Source organism: Gallaecimonas zhanjiangensis (assembly GCF_057624825.1).
Genome location: NZ_CM172603.1, coordinates 2672489 through 2684827, shown reverse-complemented (window position 1 = coordinate 2684827; position 12339 = coordinate 2672489). Strand labels below are relative to the sequence as shown.

General features: G+C 57.5%; 17 protein-coding genes. 15 read left to right on the top strand and 2 right to left on the bottom strand.

Translation table 11 applies throughout. The features are described from left to right. Position 1: 1 nt before the first annotated feature. The 5 genes from AC22G1_RS12760 to AC22G1_RS12740 are packed head-to-tail and all read left to right on the top strand — an operon-like array spanning position 2 to position 3403. Positions 2 to 910, top strand: coding sequence for an OmpA family protein (locus AC22G1_RS12760; RefSeq protein WP_487313716.1), 909 nt, complete (start codon positions 2 to 4; stop codon positions 908 to 910). Between the two features lie 15 nt (positions 911 to 925). Further along, complete coding sequence (locus AC22G1_RS12755) at positions 926 to 1699, top strand: ParA family protein (RefSeq protein ID WP_487313715.1); 774 nt, start codon at positions 926 to 928, stop codon at positions 1697 to 1699. Beyond that, positions 1696 to 2538: a chemotaxis protein CheW gene (locus tag AC22G1_RS12750; RefSeq protein ID WP_487313714.1), complete on the top strand. Its 843-nt coding sequence runs from the start codon at positions 1696 to 1698 to the stop codon at positions 2536 to 2538. Before AC22G1_RS12755 ends, AC22G1_RS12750 begins: the two co-directional genes overlap by 4 nt. After that, positions 2535 to 3026, top strand: coding sequence for a chemotaxis protein CheW (locus tag AC22G1_RS12745; RefSeq protein ID WP_487313713.1), 492 nt, complete (start codon positions 2535 to 2537; stop codon positions 3024 to 3026). Before AC22G1_RS12750 ends, AC22G1_RS12745 begins: the two co-directional genes overlap by 4 nt. Continuing rightward, positions 3026 to 3403, top strand: coding sequence for a DUF2802 domain-containing protein (locus AC22G1_RS12740; RefSeq protein WP_123422262.1), 378 nt, complete (start codon positions 3026 to 3028; stop codon positions 3401 to 3403). The genes AC22G1_RS12745 and AC22G1_RS12740 overlap by 1 nt, the downstream gene beginning before the upstream one ends. Here the strand turns inward: AC22G1_RS12740 and AC22G1_RS12735 are convergent. Together AC22G1_RS12735 and AC22G1_RS12730 are read right to left on the bottom strand one after the other, a co-directional pair. After that, on the bottom strand, positions 3400 to 3705 hold the full coding sequence (locus AC22G1_RS12735; protein WP_487313712.1) for an EscU/YscU/HrcU family type III secretion system export apparatus switch protein: 306 nt from the start codon (positions 3703 to 3705) through the stop codon (positions 3400 to 3402). The two genes, AC22G1_RS12740 and AC22G1_RS12735, sit on opposite strands and share 4 nt — an antisense overlap. Before the next feature lies 1 nt (position 3706). Next, positions 3707 to 4351, bottom strand: coding sequence for a hypothetical protein (locus AC22G1_RS12730; RefSeq protein ID WP_487313711.1), 645 nt, complete (start codon positions 4349 to 4351; stop codon positions 3707 to 3709). A gap of 186 nt (positions 4352 to 4537) precedes the next feature. Here AC22G1_RS12730 and ccmA point away from each other — a divergent pair, with 186 nt between their 5' ends. From ccmA to AC22G1_RS12680, 10 genes are read left to right on the top strand one after another with little or no spacing between them, the layout of a single operon-like run. Continuing rightward, positions 4538 to 5170, top strand: coding sequence for a cytochrome c biogenesis heme-transporting ATPase CcmA (gene ccmA, locus AC22G1_RS12725; RefSeq protein ID WP_487313710.1), 633 nt, complete (start codon positions 4538 to 4540; stop codon positions 5168 to 5170). Continuing rightward, positions 5167 to 5838 (top strand): heme exporter protein CcmB, encoded by a 672-nt coding sequence (ccmB, locus tag AC22G1_RS12720; RefSeq protein WP_487313709.1) that lies wholly within the window; start codon positions 5167 to 5169, stop codon positions 5836 to 5838. The genes ccmA and ccmB overlap by 4 nt, the downstream gene beginning before the upstream one ends. Positions 5839 to 5846: 8 nt before the next feature. Continuing rightward, a complete protein-coding gene (locus AC22G1_RS12715; RefSeq protein ID WP_487313708.1) occupies positions 5847 to 6584 on the top strand; it encodes a heme ABC transporter permease in 738 nt (245 codons plus the stop codon). Next, a complete protein-coding gene (gene ccmD, locus AC22G1_RS12710) occupies positions 6584 to 6802 on the top strand; it encodes a heme exporter protein CcmD (RefSeq protein WP_487313707.1) in 219 nt (72 codons plus the stop codon). The genes AC22G1_RS12715 and ccmD overlap by 1 nt, the downstream gene beginning before the upstream one ends. After that, positions 6786 to 7247 (top strand): cytochrome c maturation protein CcmE, encoded by a 462-nt coding sequence (ccmE, locus tag AC22G1_RS12705; protein ID WP_487313706.1) that lies wholly within the window; start codon positions 6786 to 6788, stop codon positions 7245 to 7247. Before ccmD ends, ccmE begins: the two co-directional genes overlap by 17 nt. Further along, entirely contained in the window at positions 7237 to 9189 is a 1953-nt protein-coding gene (locus AC22G1_RS12700; RefSeq protein WP_487313705.1) for a heme lyase CcmF/NrfE family subunit, read from the top strand. Before ccmE ends, AC22G1_RS12700 begins: the two co-directional genes overlap by 11 nt. Beyond that, on the top strand, positions 9186 to 9716 hold the full coding sequence (locus AC22G1_RS12695) for a DsbE family thiol:disulfide interchange protein (protein ID WP_050660344.1): 531 nt from the start codon (positions 9186 to 9188) through the stop codon (positions 9714 to 9716). The genes AC22G1_RS12700 and AC22G1_RS12695 overlap by 4 nt, the downstream gene beginning before the upstream one ends. Beyond that, on the top strand, positions 9716 to 10174 hold the full coding sequence (locus AC22G1_RS12690; protein WP_050660369.1) for a cytochrome c-type biogenesis protein: 459 nt from the start codon (positions 9716 to 9718) through the stop codon (positions 10172 to 10174). The genes AC22G1_RS12695 and AC22G1_RS12690 overlap by 1 nt, the downstream gene beginning before the upstream one ends. Then, complete coding sequence (gene ccmI / locus AC22G1_RS12685; RefSeq protein WP_487313704.1) at positions 10174 to 11367, top strand: c-type cytochrome biogenesis protein CcmI; 1194 nt, start codon at positions 10174 to 10176, stop codon at positions 11365 to 11367. The genes AC22G1_RS12690 and ccmI overlap by 1 nt, the downstream gene beginning before the upstream one ends. Before the next feature lie 13 nt (positions 11368 to 11380). Further along, entirely contained in the window at positions 11381 to 12172 is a 792-nt protein-coding gene (locus tag AC22G1_RS12680; RefSeq protein ID WP_487313703.1) for an MlaA family lipoprotein, read from the top strand. Positions 12173 to 12339 lie beyond the last annotated feature (167 nt).

The window sequence follows — 12339 nt, the reverse complement described above, 5'->3', positions numbered from 1 at the left end:
GGTGTATCGCTACCGGCGCCAGCACAGGGTCAAACATAAAGACAACAGCGACCGCTGGCTGGTGTCCTATGCCGATTACATGACGCTGATGTTCGCGCTATTTGTGGTGCTCTACGCCTTTGTGCTGCTGGAAAAAGACGAATTCAAAGAAGTGGTTTCCAATCTCGAAAGCGCGGTGCAGCGGGTGGCCAAGCCTTACCCTAAAAACACCGAAAGCGGCGCAGCGGCTCAAGGGGGCGGCCAAACCCTGCTGCCCGATGGCGCTGGCCTGCTAGATGGCGGCCAACAGCTTAAAGAGGCCGGGCAGGGCAAAGTGGCGGCCGATGATGGCCTGTTAGCCAGCGAGCCCCAGCAAGTAGCCGGTAAGCCGCTAAAAGAGCTGGCCAATGAGCTCAGCAAAGCCCTGGAGGGTGACGCCAACCTCGGCGGCGCCAAACTCAAATTGGGTGAAGACTGGCTGACCCTGGAACTGCCAGACAGCCTGCTTTTCTCAAGGGCCAGCGCCACCTTGCAGAAACCGGCACGAGACTTGCTTTCGTCTTTGGCGCCGGCTTTGAAGTCGGCCAACAATTACATTCGGGTTCGAGGCTATACCGACAGCACCCCCATCAGCGATGCCATTTTTGCGTCTAATTGGGAGCTGTCGGCAGCGAGGGCGGCAGCGGTGCTGCGCCAACTGGTGGCCGACGGTGTGGAAGCGCCGAGGCTGGCCTTGGAAGGCTATGGCGCCTACGGCGACCAGCTCCAGACTGACCAGGCAGACCGGCGCCGGGTGGTGCTGGCGTTGTCGGTTTACGGCTGGCAAAAGCCACAGCCATTGCCGTCCAAGCCGATGCCCGGTGAGCCCGAGATCAAAGAGGTAGCCTTGCCGGGGGGCGGTGTTCGTTATACCACCCGGGAAGATAACTGAGGCGATGAGAACAGCGTGAATATCTGGACTGTTGCGAACCAGAAAGGCGGGGTGGGCAAAACCACCACCACCGTTACCCTTGGCGCCTTGTTGGCGGCCCGGGGCGAGCAAGTGCTGCTGATTGACATGGACCCTCATGCCTCTTTGACCAGCTATTTCAATCGCACCCAGGAAAACCTGGAGGCCACCTTGTTTGATTTGATGTCCAGCCAACAATTGACCCCGGCCCTTATCGACAAAGCCACCCTGGAAGTGGGCAATAACCTCTTCTTGTGGCCGGCGGCCATGGAGCTTGCCACTCTCGACCGTCAACTGGGTAGCCGCGAAGGCTTGGGCCTGTTGTTAAAGCAATTGCTGGAAAAGCTCGACGGCCTTTACGCCCATGTGCTTATTGACTGCCCGCCGGTGCTTGGGGTGTTGATGGTCAATGCCCTGGCCGCCTGCCAGCGGGTGCTGGTGCCGGTGCAAACCGAGTTTTTGGCCATCAAGGGCTTGGAGCGGATGCTCCGTACCCTGTCGATGATGGAAAAATCCCTCAAAGGCAAGCGCCAGGTCACTATCGTGCCTACCATGTTTGACAAGCGTACCCGTGCCTCCCTGGAAGCCCTTAAGGAATTGCACCAGGAATATGGCGGCAATGTCTGGCAAGGCATGGTGCCGGTGGATACCAAGTTTCGTGATGCCAGCCGCGAGCATGTGCCGCTGCCGGTGCTTTCGCCCCTGGCAAGAGGGGTGCAGGCCTATGAAAAACTGCTCGAGTCTCTGCTGCCGCTGGAGGTGAGTGCATGAGCCTGATGGACGACTACTTCGCTGCCCTTTTAGCTGAGCCTTCGCCGCCGGAGCCTGCCAAGAGCGAGCCCAAGGTGCAGGCCAAAGTCGAAGAAAAGGCCCCGGCCAAACCCTTTGCCGAGCGCCCAGCGCCGGCAAGCGAAGACAAGGCGACCCTCAACAAGCTGTTGGCACAGGTTCGAGCGGCCCAAGAAGAACTGGCTGCGCCCAAGGTTGAAGCCAAGGCGGCCGAGCCTCCAGTCAAAGCGCCGCCAGCGCCAGTTGCGGCGCCGGTAAAACCGCAGGTAGAGGCGCCGGTTGCTGTGCCGGTAGCCAGGGAGCAAAAAGGCGCCGAGCCGCCGCCCCCCGAAGCGCCGGTGGACGCGGTGGTGCGGGAAGGAGACTTTCAAGTACTGCTTTTTGACGTAGCGGGGCTTGAGCTTGCGGTGCCGCTGGATAAACTGGGCGGCATCCACCAGATAGGCGAGGTGAGCCCGCTTTTTGGCAAGCCTGATTGGTTCAAAGGGCTGATGCTGCACCGCGATCAGAAAATGCGGGTGGTGGACACGGCCCGTTGGGTGATGCCCGACAAAACAAAAAATCAAGAAAATGCCGAAAACTACCGATATCTAGTGATGTTGGGGGACAGTCCCTGGGGGCTGGCCTGTTATAGCCTGGTTCGCACCGAACGTATCGACAGTAGCTCGGTTCGCTGGCGCCAGGGCGGCAGTAAAAGGCCTTGGTTGGCCGGTATGGTCAAAGAACGTATGTGTGCCTTGCTTGACGTTGATGCCCTGCTGGGCATGCTCGACAAGGGCCTGGGTGGTCTGGATCTGGAAGAGAATAAGGGTAAAGCATGAGCAACAAGCAAAAGCTGGCGAAAGTGGCGGAAGCCAACGACGAAGTCCTGCAGTGGGTAACCTTCCAGCTGGATAACGAAACCTACGGCATCAACGTAATGCAGGTGCAGGAAGTACTGCGTTACACCGAAATCGCGCCGGTTCCCGGTGCACCCGACTATGTGCTGGGCATCATCAACCTGCGTGGCAACGTGGTTACGGTCATTGATACCCGTGCCCGTTTCGGCCTGGCGTCTTCTGAGGTTAGCGAGCAATCACGGATTGTCATCATCGAGGCCGAGAAAGAAGTCATCGGTATCCTGGTGGACGCCGTGGCCGAGGTGGTTTACCTCAAACGCTCCGAAATCGAAGTGGCGCCTAATGTGGGCACCGAAGAGAGCGCCAAGTTTATCCAGGGCGTGTCCAACCGCGACGGCGAGCTGTTGATCCTGGTGGATCTCAACAAAATGCTCACCGACGAGGAGTGGGAAGAGATAATGAATCTGTGATGAGCCTGGTTACCTTTCTCGAAACGCTGCTGTTATTGCTGGTGGTGGCGGTCATCGTCTTGATGTACCGCCGTCAAACGGTACTTGTCGGCCGCATCGACGACTTGGAGCGCCAGCTTCAAGACCGGGAAAACCTGCTCCATGAGATCCATTCAGGCGCCCTAGGTATGGGCCAACGGCTGTTGAGCCTGGCGGCAGACGTAGAGCGGATGCAAGGCGCCCAGGACGAGCTGAAAAGCGTCGACCCACAAAGTAAGCTCTACAGCCGCGCCGCCAAAATGGTGGCCCTTGGCGCCGATATCGACGAGTTGATGCGTGAATGCGAACTGCCCCGCGCCGAGGCCGAACTCCTCTTTAATCTGCACAAAAAGCCCTAACCCCGAGCCCGCACCCCGCCATCTGGGGTGCGCCAATAATCGGGTTCCTTGCCCATCAGCAGCCAGGCATAGGCGATAAGCTCCGCCACGATAAGGTAAAGCTCCGGCGGTATTCCCTGGCCTTGTTCAAGGCGCATCAGGCTCTCGGTAAGCGCTGCGTCTTCATGGAGCAGCAGGCCCTTTTCCCTGGCTATCTCGATAACCGCTTTCGCTTCCTCGCCAGTGAGTTTGAAATCCAGTTTCGGCGGCTGGCTGCCGTCGTAGGACAAGCCAATGGCTTTGGTTTCCTTTGGGTCGCTCATTTCACACCAATTCGTTGATACCGCCGACCGGCGGAATAAGCTTGGCCGGTACCTTGCCCTGAAAGCTCATCAGCTGCGGAGCGAGTTCTAAGTCGGCAAGGCGCTTGGCAAGCCTTGGCAGGGTGTCGTCTACCCGCTGTTTTAAAGCCGGGGTGTCGGCATAAAAGCGCACGCTCTGCACCCCGGCTTTTACCAGCAAGCGGCCAAGGCCTGGCAATGGAAAGAGCAGAGTCAGCACCGGTTCGCTTTCCTGATTGCGTTTTTGCTCCTTGGGGTTGGGCCAGGCAAGCTCCAGCCAATCCTGGGCAAAGGGCAGGGGTAGCGCCCAAAAAAGGGTGTCCTGGCGGGATTGAAACTGCGCTTGCTCCAATTTGCCAAGGCCATCTGAAAGGAGCTGCTTTTGCCCTTCATCGAGGCTTTGCAGCAAGGCCTTCAACGGCGCCGGCAGGGAAATGTCTTTGCTTTGCAAACGCGCGCCGAGGGCGGCCAGCAGCCACTGGCGAACCATGGGCGCCTTACCGTCGGCCGGATTGAGCAAACTGGTCAGAAGCTGTGGCAACTGGCTGGTTAAAAGCGCCGGTAACACCCGGCTTAAGGCGCCTGCATCCGGGGCTGGGAGGGTCAAGCCAAGGGCGAGCCGCGCCATGTCCGGACTGCTTGCGAGCAGAGCTGCGCTCATGGTTTTGGCCGGGGCCGATTGAGGCGTGGTCGGCGCTTGTTGCGCCCGGATGCCGGCTGGGGGCAAATTCGTCGGTACTTTCATAAGGTTGTCTTTGCACTGCCTAGCCACTTTAGGTCAGTATGCTATCATCGCGACAGCTTTGACAGCCGGATGACCCTGGTGAGCTATCCCCTTATTTCTGTTGAAAATTTATCCTGCATTCGCGAAGAACGCACCCTGTTTGCCAGTCTCTCGTTTGATCTTGAGGCCGGCGAGCTCATTCAGGTAGAAGGCCCTAATGGCGCAGGCAAAAGCAGCCTGCTGGCCATTGTTGCCGGTCTTGGTGATAAAGCGACGGGAAAAGTGTGTTACCTGAACCAAGCCATCGGCGAGGTTCGGGCACAATACCATCAGGATTTGCTGTTTATTGGTCACCACAGTGGCATCAACACCGTGCTCACCCCCTTTGAAAATCTCGCTTTTTATGCCCGGATCCAACCCTGCCAGCCGCTGGACCACTGGCAGGTGCTAGATACGGTGGGCCTTTTTGGCTTTGAGGACGTGCCGGTGGGGCAATTGTCCGCTGGCCAGCAGCGGCGTGTGGCGCTGGCAAGGTTGTGGCTGAGCCGCGCCCGAGTCTGGGTGCTTGACGAGCCCTTTACCGCCATCGACAAAAAAGGTGTGGCGGCGCTGGAGCAGCGGCTTTGGCAACACTGCCAGCAAGGCGGCGCGGTACTGATGACCAGCCACCAGGATTTGACCAAGCCACCGAGCCAGCGATTGCTACTTGAGGCGGTCTCTTGACGGGTCTTTTTATCAGCCTTATTCGCCGCGACCTGGCCATTGCTTTTCGGCGCAAGGCCGATGTGCTCAACCCCCTTATCTTTTATTTGCTGGTAATAACACTGTTTCCCCTTGGATTGGGACCAGAGCCGCAACTGATGGCAAGATTGGCACCCGGTATCATCTGGGTGTCGGTGCTGCTCTCGGCGCTGCTGTCTTTTGAACGGTTATTTAAAGACGACTTGGCCGATGGCAGCTTGCAGCAAATGATGCTTACGTCGCTGCCCTTGCCGCTGGTGGCGCTGGCCAAGGTGGTAGCCCATTGGTTGCTGACCGCGCTGCCGTTGGTGTTGCTATCGCCCCTGGCGGCGCTGCTGTTGAACCTTGATGGCGCCGGTTGGCTGGCGTTGGTGCTAACCCTGCTGGCAGGGTCGCCGGCCTTGAGCCTGGTGGGAGCGGTTGGGGTGGCACTGACTGTTGGCCTCAAGCGTGGCGGCATTCTACTTAGCCTACTGGTGCTGCCGCTTTATATCCCGGTGCTTATTTTTGCCACCGGCAGCCTCGAAGCCGCTGCCCTGGGTTTGAGTTACAGTGGCCAGTTGGCGCTGCTGGCCGCCTTTAGTCTGGGGGCTTTAACCCTTTGTCCTTTTGCCATCGCCTCGGCGCTGAAAATAAGTATTAACGGATAGGAATGGCCATGTGGAACTGGTTACACCCCTACGCTAAACCCGAACGTGCCTACTGGCTGTGCCGGCGCCTGGCGCCTTGGTTCTTCTGGCCAAGCCTGATTGTGTTGCTGGTTGGCACGGTATGGGGCCTCGCCTTTGCGCCCCCCGATTACCAGCAAGGCAACAGTTTTCGCATCATCTATATCCATGTACCCACTGCTATGCTCGGCATGGGGGGCTACCTGGCCATGGCCATCGCTGCTTTTGTCGGTATTGTCTGGCAGCAGCGCCTGGCTGATGTCACGGTGCAGGCTATTGCCCCTATCGGTGCCGTCTTTACTTTTTTGTCGCTCTTTACCGGGGCGGTGTGGGGCAAGCCGACCTGGGGCACTTGGTGGGTGTGGGATGCGCGGCTAACGTCACAACTTATCTTATTGTTCCTGTACTTGGGGGTGATCGCCTTATATGGTGCCTTCAACGACAAGAAGACCGCTGGCCGGGCCGCAGGCATTTTGGCGCTGGTCGGTGTGATAAACCTGCCCATCATTCATTATTCGGTCCAGTGGTGGAACACGCTTCACCAGGGGGCCACCATCAGTAAGTTCTCCCGGCCTTCCATGGACGACAGCATGCTCTGGCCGCTGTTGATCAACCTGTTGGGTTTTGCCTTGCTGCTGACGGCGCTGTCGGTAAAACGGATGGCGACCCTCATTCTCAGCATGGAAGCCCGCCGGCCCTGGGTTGTCACACTGTTGGAGGGCCGCTGATGTATTTTCATAGCCTGAAGGATTTTCTGGCTCAGGGCACCCATGGCTTTTTTGTCTGGCTCGCCTATGGGGTGACCTTTGTCACCTTGGTTGGGCTCATTATCTGGCTGTGGCAACAAGAACGTTCGTTGCTATCCGACCTTAAAAAACGCCATGCCCGCCAGCAAAGACAGGCGCAAAGAAACAAAGAGGTGAGCGGTAATGAATCCTCGTCGTAAAACCCGGCTAATCGTCGCGGGGGCGGTGCTGCTGGGCCTGGCTGCCACCGCAGGCATGGTGCTCTATGCCCTGAGCCAGAACATTGATTTGTTTTTCACGCCCGGTGAGGTGGAAAGCGGCAAGGACGGCGTCAAGCCGCATCCTGGCCAGCGCCTTCGCATTGGTGGTTTGGTGGTGCCGGGTACGGTAAAGCGTGACGATAAAACCCTGGATGTCCGTTTCGAGCTGACCGATAACAGCGGCTACCGGGTCACGGTACTGTACTCAGGCATCCTGCCGGACCTGTTTCGTGAAGGGCAGGGCATCGTGGCCCAGGGCACCTTTACCGACAAAGGCACGGTAAGGGCCAGTGAAGTGCTGGCCAAACACGACGAGAAATATATGCCTCCTGAAGTTTCAGAAGCGGCTATCAACATGCATAAGCGAGGGGTCAATGGTTCCTGAACTTGGCCACTTTGCGCTGATATTGGCGCTGGGTTTATCGCTGCTTTCTTGTGTGTATCCGCTGTGGGGCGCCTATAAAGGGCACCTTCGGCTGATGAGCCTGGCCCGGCCCTTGGCCCTGGGCCAGTTTGTGCTGGTGGCCTTTAGCTTTGGCGCTCTGGTCTACGCCTTTATTAGCAACGATTTTAGCGTTGCCTACGTGGCGGCCCATTCCAACACCCAATTGCCTTTGGCCTATCGTATCAGTGCCACCTGGGGCGCCCATGAAGGTTCTTTGCTGCTGTGGGTGCTTATCCTCACCGGTTGGGCCGGCGCAGTGGCGCTTTTTTCAAAGCCGTTGCCGCTGCCGGCGGTAGCGCGGGTGTTGTCGGTGATGGGCATGATAGCCACCGGCTTTTTGCTTTTTATCCTCTTCACCTCCGACCCTTTCAGCCGCAGCTTACCTTTCTACCCGGTAGACGGCGCCGACCTTAACCCGCTGCTGCAAGACCCGGGGCTGGTGGTGCACCCCCCCATGCTGTACATGGGGTATGTGGGGTTCTCGGTCGCCTTTGCTTTTGCCATTGCTGCTCTTTTGTCCGGTAAACTCGACACCGCCTGGGCCCGCTGGTCCCGGCCCTGGACGGCGGCGGCCTGGCTGTTTTTAACTATCGGTATCACCCTTGGCTCTTGGTGGGCTTACTACGAGCTGGGCTGGGGCGGCTGGTGGTTCTGGGATCCGGTAGAAAACGCCTCCTTCATGCCCTGGCTGGCTGGTACGGCGCTGCTGCACTCGCTGGCGGTTGCCGAGAAGCGCGGGGTATTTAAGGCCTGGACAGTACTGCTGGCCATTGCTGCCTTCTCTTTAAGCCTGATGGGCACCTTCCTGGTGCGCTCCGGGGTGCTGGTTTCGGTGCACGCCTTTGCCTCCGACCCGGCACGGGGCCTTTTTATCCTGGCCTTTTTGGTGATTGTGATTGGCGGCAGCTTGACCCTCTACGCCTTTCGCGCCGCCCAGGTGCGCAGCCAAGGCAGTTTTACCCTGCTTAGCCGCGAGAGCCTGCTGCTTGGCAATAACGTCTTTTTGACCACAGCCTGTCTGGTGGTACTGGTGGGCACCTTGATGCCGCTGGTGCACAAAGAGCTGGGGCTGGGTTCTATCTCGGTGGGGGCGCCCTTTTTTAATAGCCTCTTTACCTGGCTGTTTATACCTTTCGCCTTTGCCATGGGCGCTGGCCCGCTGGCGCGCTGGAAAAAAGAACCGGCCAATAAACTCATCAAAAGGCTGATGCTGGCCTTTGGTATCAGCCTGGTGTTGGGCGTGCTGCTGCCGCTGCTTATCACCGGCCAGGCTAAGGGGTACGCCATGCTGGGGCTGGTGCTGGCCTTCTTTGTGCTGGTCAGCACGTTGCAAGAAGTGCACCTTCGCACCGGCAACAAGGGCAACCTCTGGCAAGGCCTCAAAGTGCTAAACCGCAGCCACTGGGCCATGGTGCTGGGCCATGTGGGGCTCGCGGTCACGGTGATTGGTATCGCCCTTACCACCAGCTACTCCCAAGAGCAGGATATTCGCCTTAAAACCGGTCAAAGCTATACCCTGGCTGGCTACGCCTTTCATTTCGATGGCATTGAGCCGGTCGCCGGCTCTAATTATCAAGGCTACGGCGGCCATTTTACCGTCACCCGTGACGGTAAGCTGGAGGCCACACTCAACCCGCAAAAGCGCTTTTACACCGTGGCCCGCTCGGTGATGACCGAAGCCGGTATCGATTGGGGGCTAAGCCGCGACCTGTACATTGCCCTTGGCGAGCAGCTTGATGACGGCGCCTGGGCCATCCGGGTCCATGTTAAGCCTTTTGTTCGCTGGATCTGGGGAGGCGGCATTCTGATGGCCCTGGCCGGCGTGTTGATGGTATCTGACCGGCGTTATCGCTTTGCCAGGTTGCAGGAGGCCAAGGCATGAAGAAGTTATGGCTGTTGCTGCCGCTGGCCTGTTTTTTGGTGTTGGCCGTGTTTTTGTACCGAGGGCTTTATTCCAACCCAAGGGAGTTAAACTCGGTACTGGTGGGTAAAGCGGTACCTGACTTTCAAAAAGTCGACCTCTTTGACGATAACAAGCATTATGACCAAAAGCTGCTGGCCACCGGCCAGCCGGTACTGCTGAACGTTTGGGCCACCTGGTGCCCCACCTGTTATGCCGAACACCAGTTTCTCAACACCCTGGCTCGCCAGGGGGTGAGAATAGTGGGGGTTAACTACAAGGACGAGCGCAACGCCGCCGTTGATTGGTTGAGCCGCTTGGGTAACCCTTATGAAGAGGTGCTTTTTGACCCCAAAGGGCAGTTGGGGTTGGATCTTGGGGTGTATGGAGCACCCGAGACTTTTCTTATCGACGGGCAGGGCGTTATTCGCTACCGCCATGTCGGGGATGTGAACGACAGGGTCTGGAATCAGACCCTTAAACCTATCTACAACGGACTGAAGCCATGATGCGAACGCTGCTGTATATATTGCTGCTTCCAGTAGCATTTTATTGCGTTGCCGCCACTGCGGCCGTGGATGCCTATACCTTTACCGATCCGGCCAAGGAAACTCAGTTCAAAGAATTGATCAAAGAGCTGCGCTGCCCTAAATGCCAGAATCAGGATATTGCCGATTCCGATGCCGAGCTTGCTAAGGATCTGCGGGAAAAGGTTTATGAGATGACCGAGCAGGGCAAGAGCCGCAAGGAAATCATCAGCTATATGAAGGCCCGCTACGGGGACTTCATCCATTATCAGCCGCCGCTGCGCCTTGACACCATTGTGCTGTGGCTGGCCCCCATTCTGGTGCTGATAGCCGGCCTTATCTTTATCTTTGTTCGTGCCAGCCGCGAGCAAGCCTCGCCCCTCAATGAAGAAGAAGCCCGGCGATTGTCTGAGCTGCTTAATGAGAAGGAACAACATTGATGCTGTGGCTTGGCCTGGGTATGGCGTTGATGCTGCTGCTGGCCATCGCTGTGGTGTTGGTGCCTTACCTTTCACAGCAGGGGCCTGAGCAGCGCCAGTTGAACCTGGCGTTGTACAAGGACCGCCGCCTTGAGCTGACCCGCGAGCTTGAGCAAGGGTTGGTGGACCCAAGCCGTTTTAACGAGCTGGACAGTGAGCTCAAACGCAGCCTGCTAGACGATGCCGAGCAGCATCAGGGAACAGGCAATGCACTGGGCTGGCAAGTGTTGCTGCCCGGCGTGCTGTTGATGGTGGCGCTGAGCGCAGCGCTTTACTGGCGTTTTGGCGCCTGGCAGCAACTTAGCCACTGGCAAGAGGTGATGACCGAGCTGCCAAGCCTAGCCCAAAAAGCGCTGCGGCCAGAGCCTGGCCAAAATCTTACCCCGCAGCAGATGCAGGATTTGGCCCTTGGGATCCGCACCCGCCTTAGCCAGCAGGACGACACCAATGCCTGGGTTTTCCTTGGCCGGGTAGGGTTTGCACTGGGCCAAAAGGAACTGTCTGTTGATGCCTACCAAAAAGCGCTGGTAAGCGAGCCGGCCAATAGCTCGGCGCTTCTGGGGCTCGCCCAGGTTGAATTGCTTGATGGCGACAAGGCCGGCCTTGAAACGGCAAACAATGCCCTCAAGCGCTTATTGGCCGCCGATCCGGCCAATCACGACGCACTGTTGCTGCAAGGCTTTGTCGCTTATCAAAAGCAAGATTATAATCAGGCGCTTAGCCTCTGGCAGAAGTTGGACAATGCGCTGCCTGAGGGTGATCCGCGCAAGGCAATGGTGGCAGCAAGAGTGAGCGATGCTCGCAGTAAGCTGCAAGGCGAAGGGCACCGATTGCTGGTCAAGATTGATGTGGCGGCCGAGCGCAAGGCAAATTTGCCGCCTTCGGCAACACTCTTTGTCTACGCCAAGGCACCTCAAGGGGGCCCTCCTTTGGCAGCGGTTAGGCTACCTTTATCAAGATTGCCTACCGAAGTGGCATTGTCGGACGCCACCTCGATGATCCCAGGGCGCAGCCTGGCGGACGCCAGCAGCTATCTGGTGGGAGCGAGGATCAGTCAAAGTGGTGTGGTGGGCCAGCAACAAGCCGGGGATCTCAGCGGTGAAATCGGGCCGGTGGATAGTTCCGAAAAGCAAGTCAGCTTGATTTTAAAATAAAAGGACGAAATAAATGCGGTGGTTGTTACCCCTTTGTGTTGCTTTCCTTGCCGGTTGTGCCAGCAAGCCCATGGTGCTGCCAGATGCCAAGGCACCGACCCTGGCCCCTGCCAACGACCGGGACCCCATTGAGAGCTTCAACCGGGAAATGTGGAAGTTCAACTGGGATGTGTTGGACCCGAACGTTGCCCGCCCGGTAACTGTTGCCTATACCAAACACGTGCCAACGCCAGTGCAAACCGGCCTGCTGAACTTCGCACAAAACCTCTCTGAGCCGTCCAGCGCCCTTAACCAGTTTTTAGAATTCAAGTTCGCCCGCAGCGGCAAAACCATTGGTCGCTTCCTGCTCAACACCACGTTTGGTCTGCTGGGTTTTATCGACGTTGCTACTATGGCGGGTATTGATAAGGAAGAAACCAAGTTTGGCCAGGTAATGGGCTACTACGGCGTGTCATCCGGCCCTTACCTGATGCTGCCGGTACTTGGCCCCAGCACACCTCGGGACGAAGTGGGCGGCCTGGTGGATTATCTTTATCCCCCGCTGGCGGTGCTTAACTTCACCGAAAAGGCCATCCGCTGGGGCATTGAAGGTATCGATACTCGAGCCAAGCTTATCCCTCAGGAAGGGCTTATCAATCAGAGTGTCGACCCCTACGCCTTCATTCGTGAAGCCTACTTCCAAAAATCCTATTACGACACTTATGGCCAAGCGATGCCGCAGCCGGTTGATGACTTCGATCTTGACCAATACCTGGACGAAGATGACAGCACCGAGCCTCCGGCTCCGACCAATACCAAAGAATAAAAAAGGCCCTTCGGGGCCTTTTTTAATGGGCAAGTTTAAGTATTGAAGTCTTGGGTCCGCTTTGCAGATGGTGTAGGTTGCAAGTAGGCAATTTTGATTTTTTGTTTTTTGTAATTGCACAAGACTAATAATCTCCTGACTAAATTGACACCAGAACCCTTCTGAAC

What these genes read in the sequence shown, in the direction of transcription:
- AC22G1_RS12740 (WP_123422262.1), top strand. Translation starts at nt 3,026, where the DNA reads ATGAGCCTGGTTACCTTTCTCGAAACGCTGCTGTTATTGCTGGTGGTG.
- AC22G1_RS12750 (WP_487313714.1), top strand. Translation starts at nt 1,696, where the DNA reads ATGAGCCTGATGGACGACTACTTCGCTGCCCTTTTAGCTGAGCCTTCG.
- AC22G1_RS12695 (WP_050660344.1), top strand. Translation starts at nt 9,186, where the DNA reads ATGAAGAAGTTATGGCTGTTGCTGCCGCTGGCCTGTTTTTTGGTGTTG.
- ccmD (WP_487313707.1), top strand. Translation starts at nt 6,584, where the DNA reads ATGTATTTTCATAGCCTGAAGGATTTTCTGGCTCAGGGCACCCATGGC.
- ccmE (WP_487313706.1), top strand. Translation starts at nt 6,786, where the DNA reads ATGAATCCTCGTCGTAAAACCCGGCTAATCGTCGCGGGGGCGGTGCTG.
- ccmA (WP_487313710.1), top strand. Translation starts at nt 4,538, where the DNA reads ATGACCCTGGTGAGCTATCCCCTTATTTCTGTTGAAAATTTATCCTGC.
- AC22G1_RS12730 (WP_487313711.1), bottom strand. Translation starts at nt 4,351, where the DNA reads ATGGCGCGGCTCGCCCTTGGCTTGACCCTCCCAGCCCCGGATGCAGGC.
- AC22G1_RS12680 (WP_487313703.1), top strand. Translation starts at nt 11,381, where the DNA reads ATGCGGTGGTTGTTACCCCTTTGTGTTGCTTTCCTTGCCGGTTGTGCC.
- AC22G1_RS12745 (WP_487313713.1), top strand. Translation starts at nt 2,535, where the DNA reads ATGAGCAACAAGCAAAAGCTGGCGAAAGTGGCGGAAGCCAACGACGAA.
- AC22G1_RS12700 (WP_487313705.1), top strand. Translation starts at nt 7,237, where the DNA reads ATGGTTCCTGAACTTGGCCACTTTGCGCTGATATTGGCGCTGGGTTTA.
- AC22G1_RS12690 (WP_050660369.1), top strand. Translation starts at nt 9,716, where the DNA reads ATGCGAACGCTGCTGTATATATTGCTGCTTCCAGTAGCATTTTATTGC.
- AC22G1_RS12715 (WP_487313708.1), top strand. Translation starts at nt 5,847, where the DNA reads ATGTGGAACTGGTTACACCCCTACGCTAAACCCGAACGTGCCTACTGG.
- AC22G1_RS12735 (WP_487313712.1), bottom strand. Translation starts at nt 3,705, where the DNA reads ATGAGCGACCCAAAGGAAACCAAAGCCATTGGCTTGTCCTACGACGGC.
- ccmI (WP_487313704.1), top strand. Translation starts at nt 10,174, where the DNA reads ATGCTGTGGCTTGGCCTGGGTATGGCGTTGATGCTGCTGCTGGCCATC.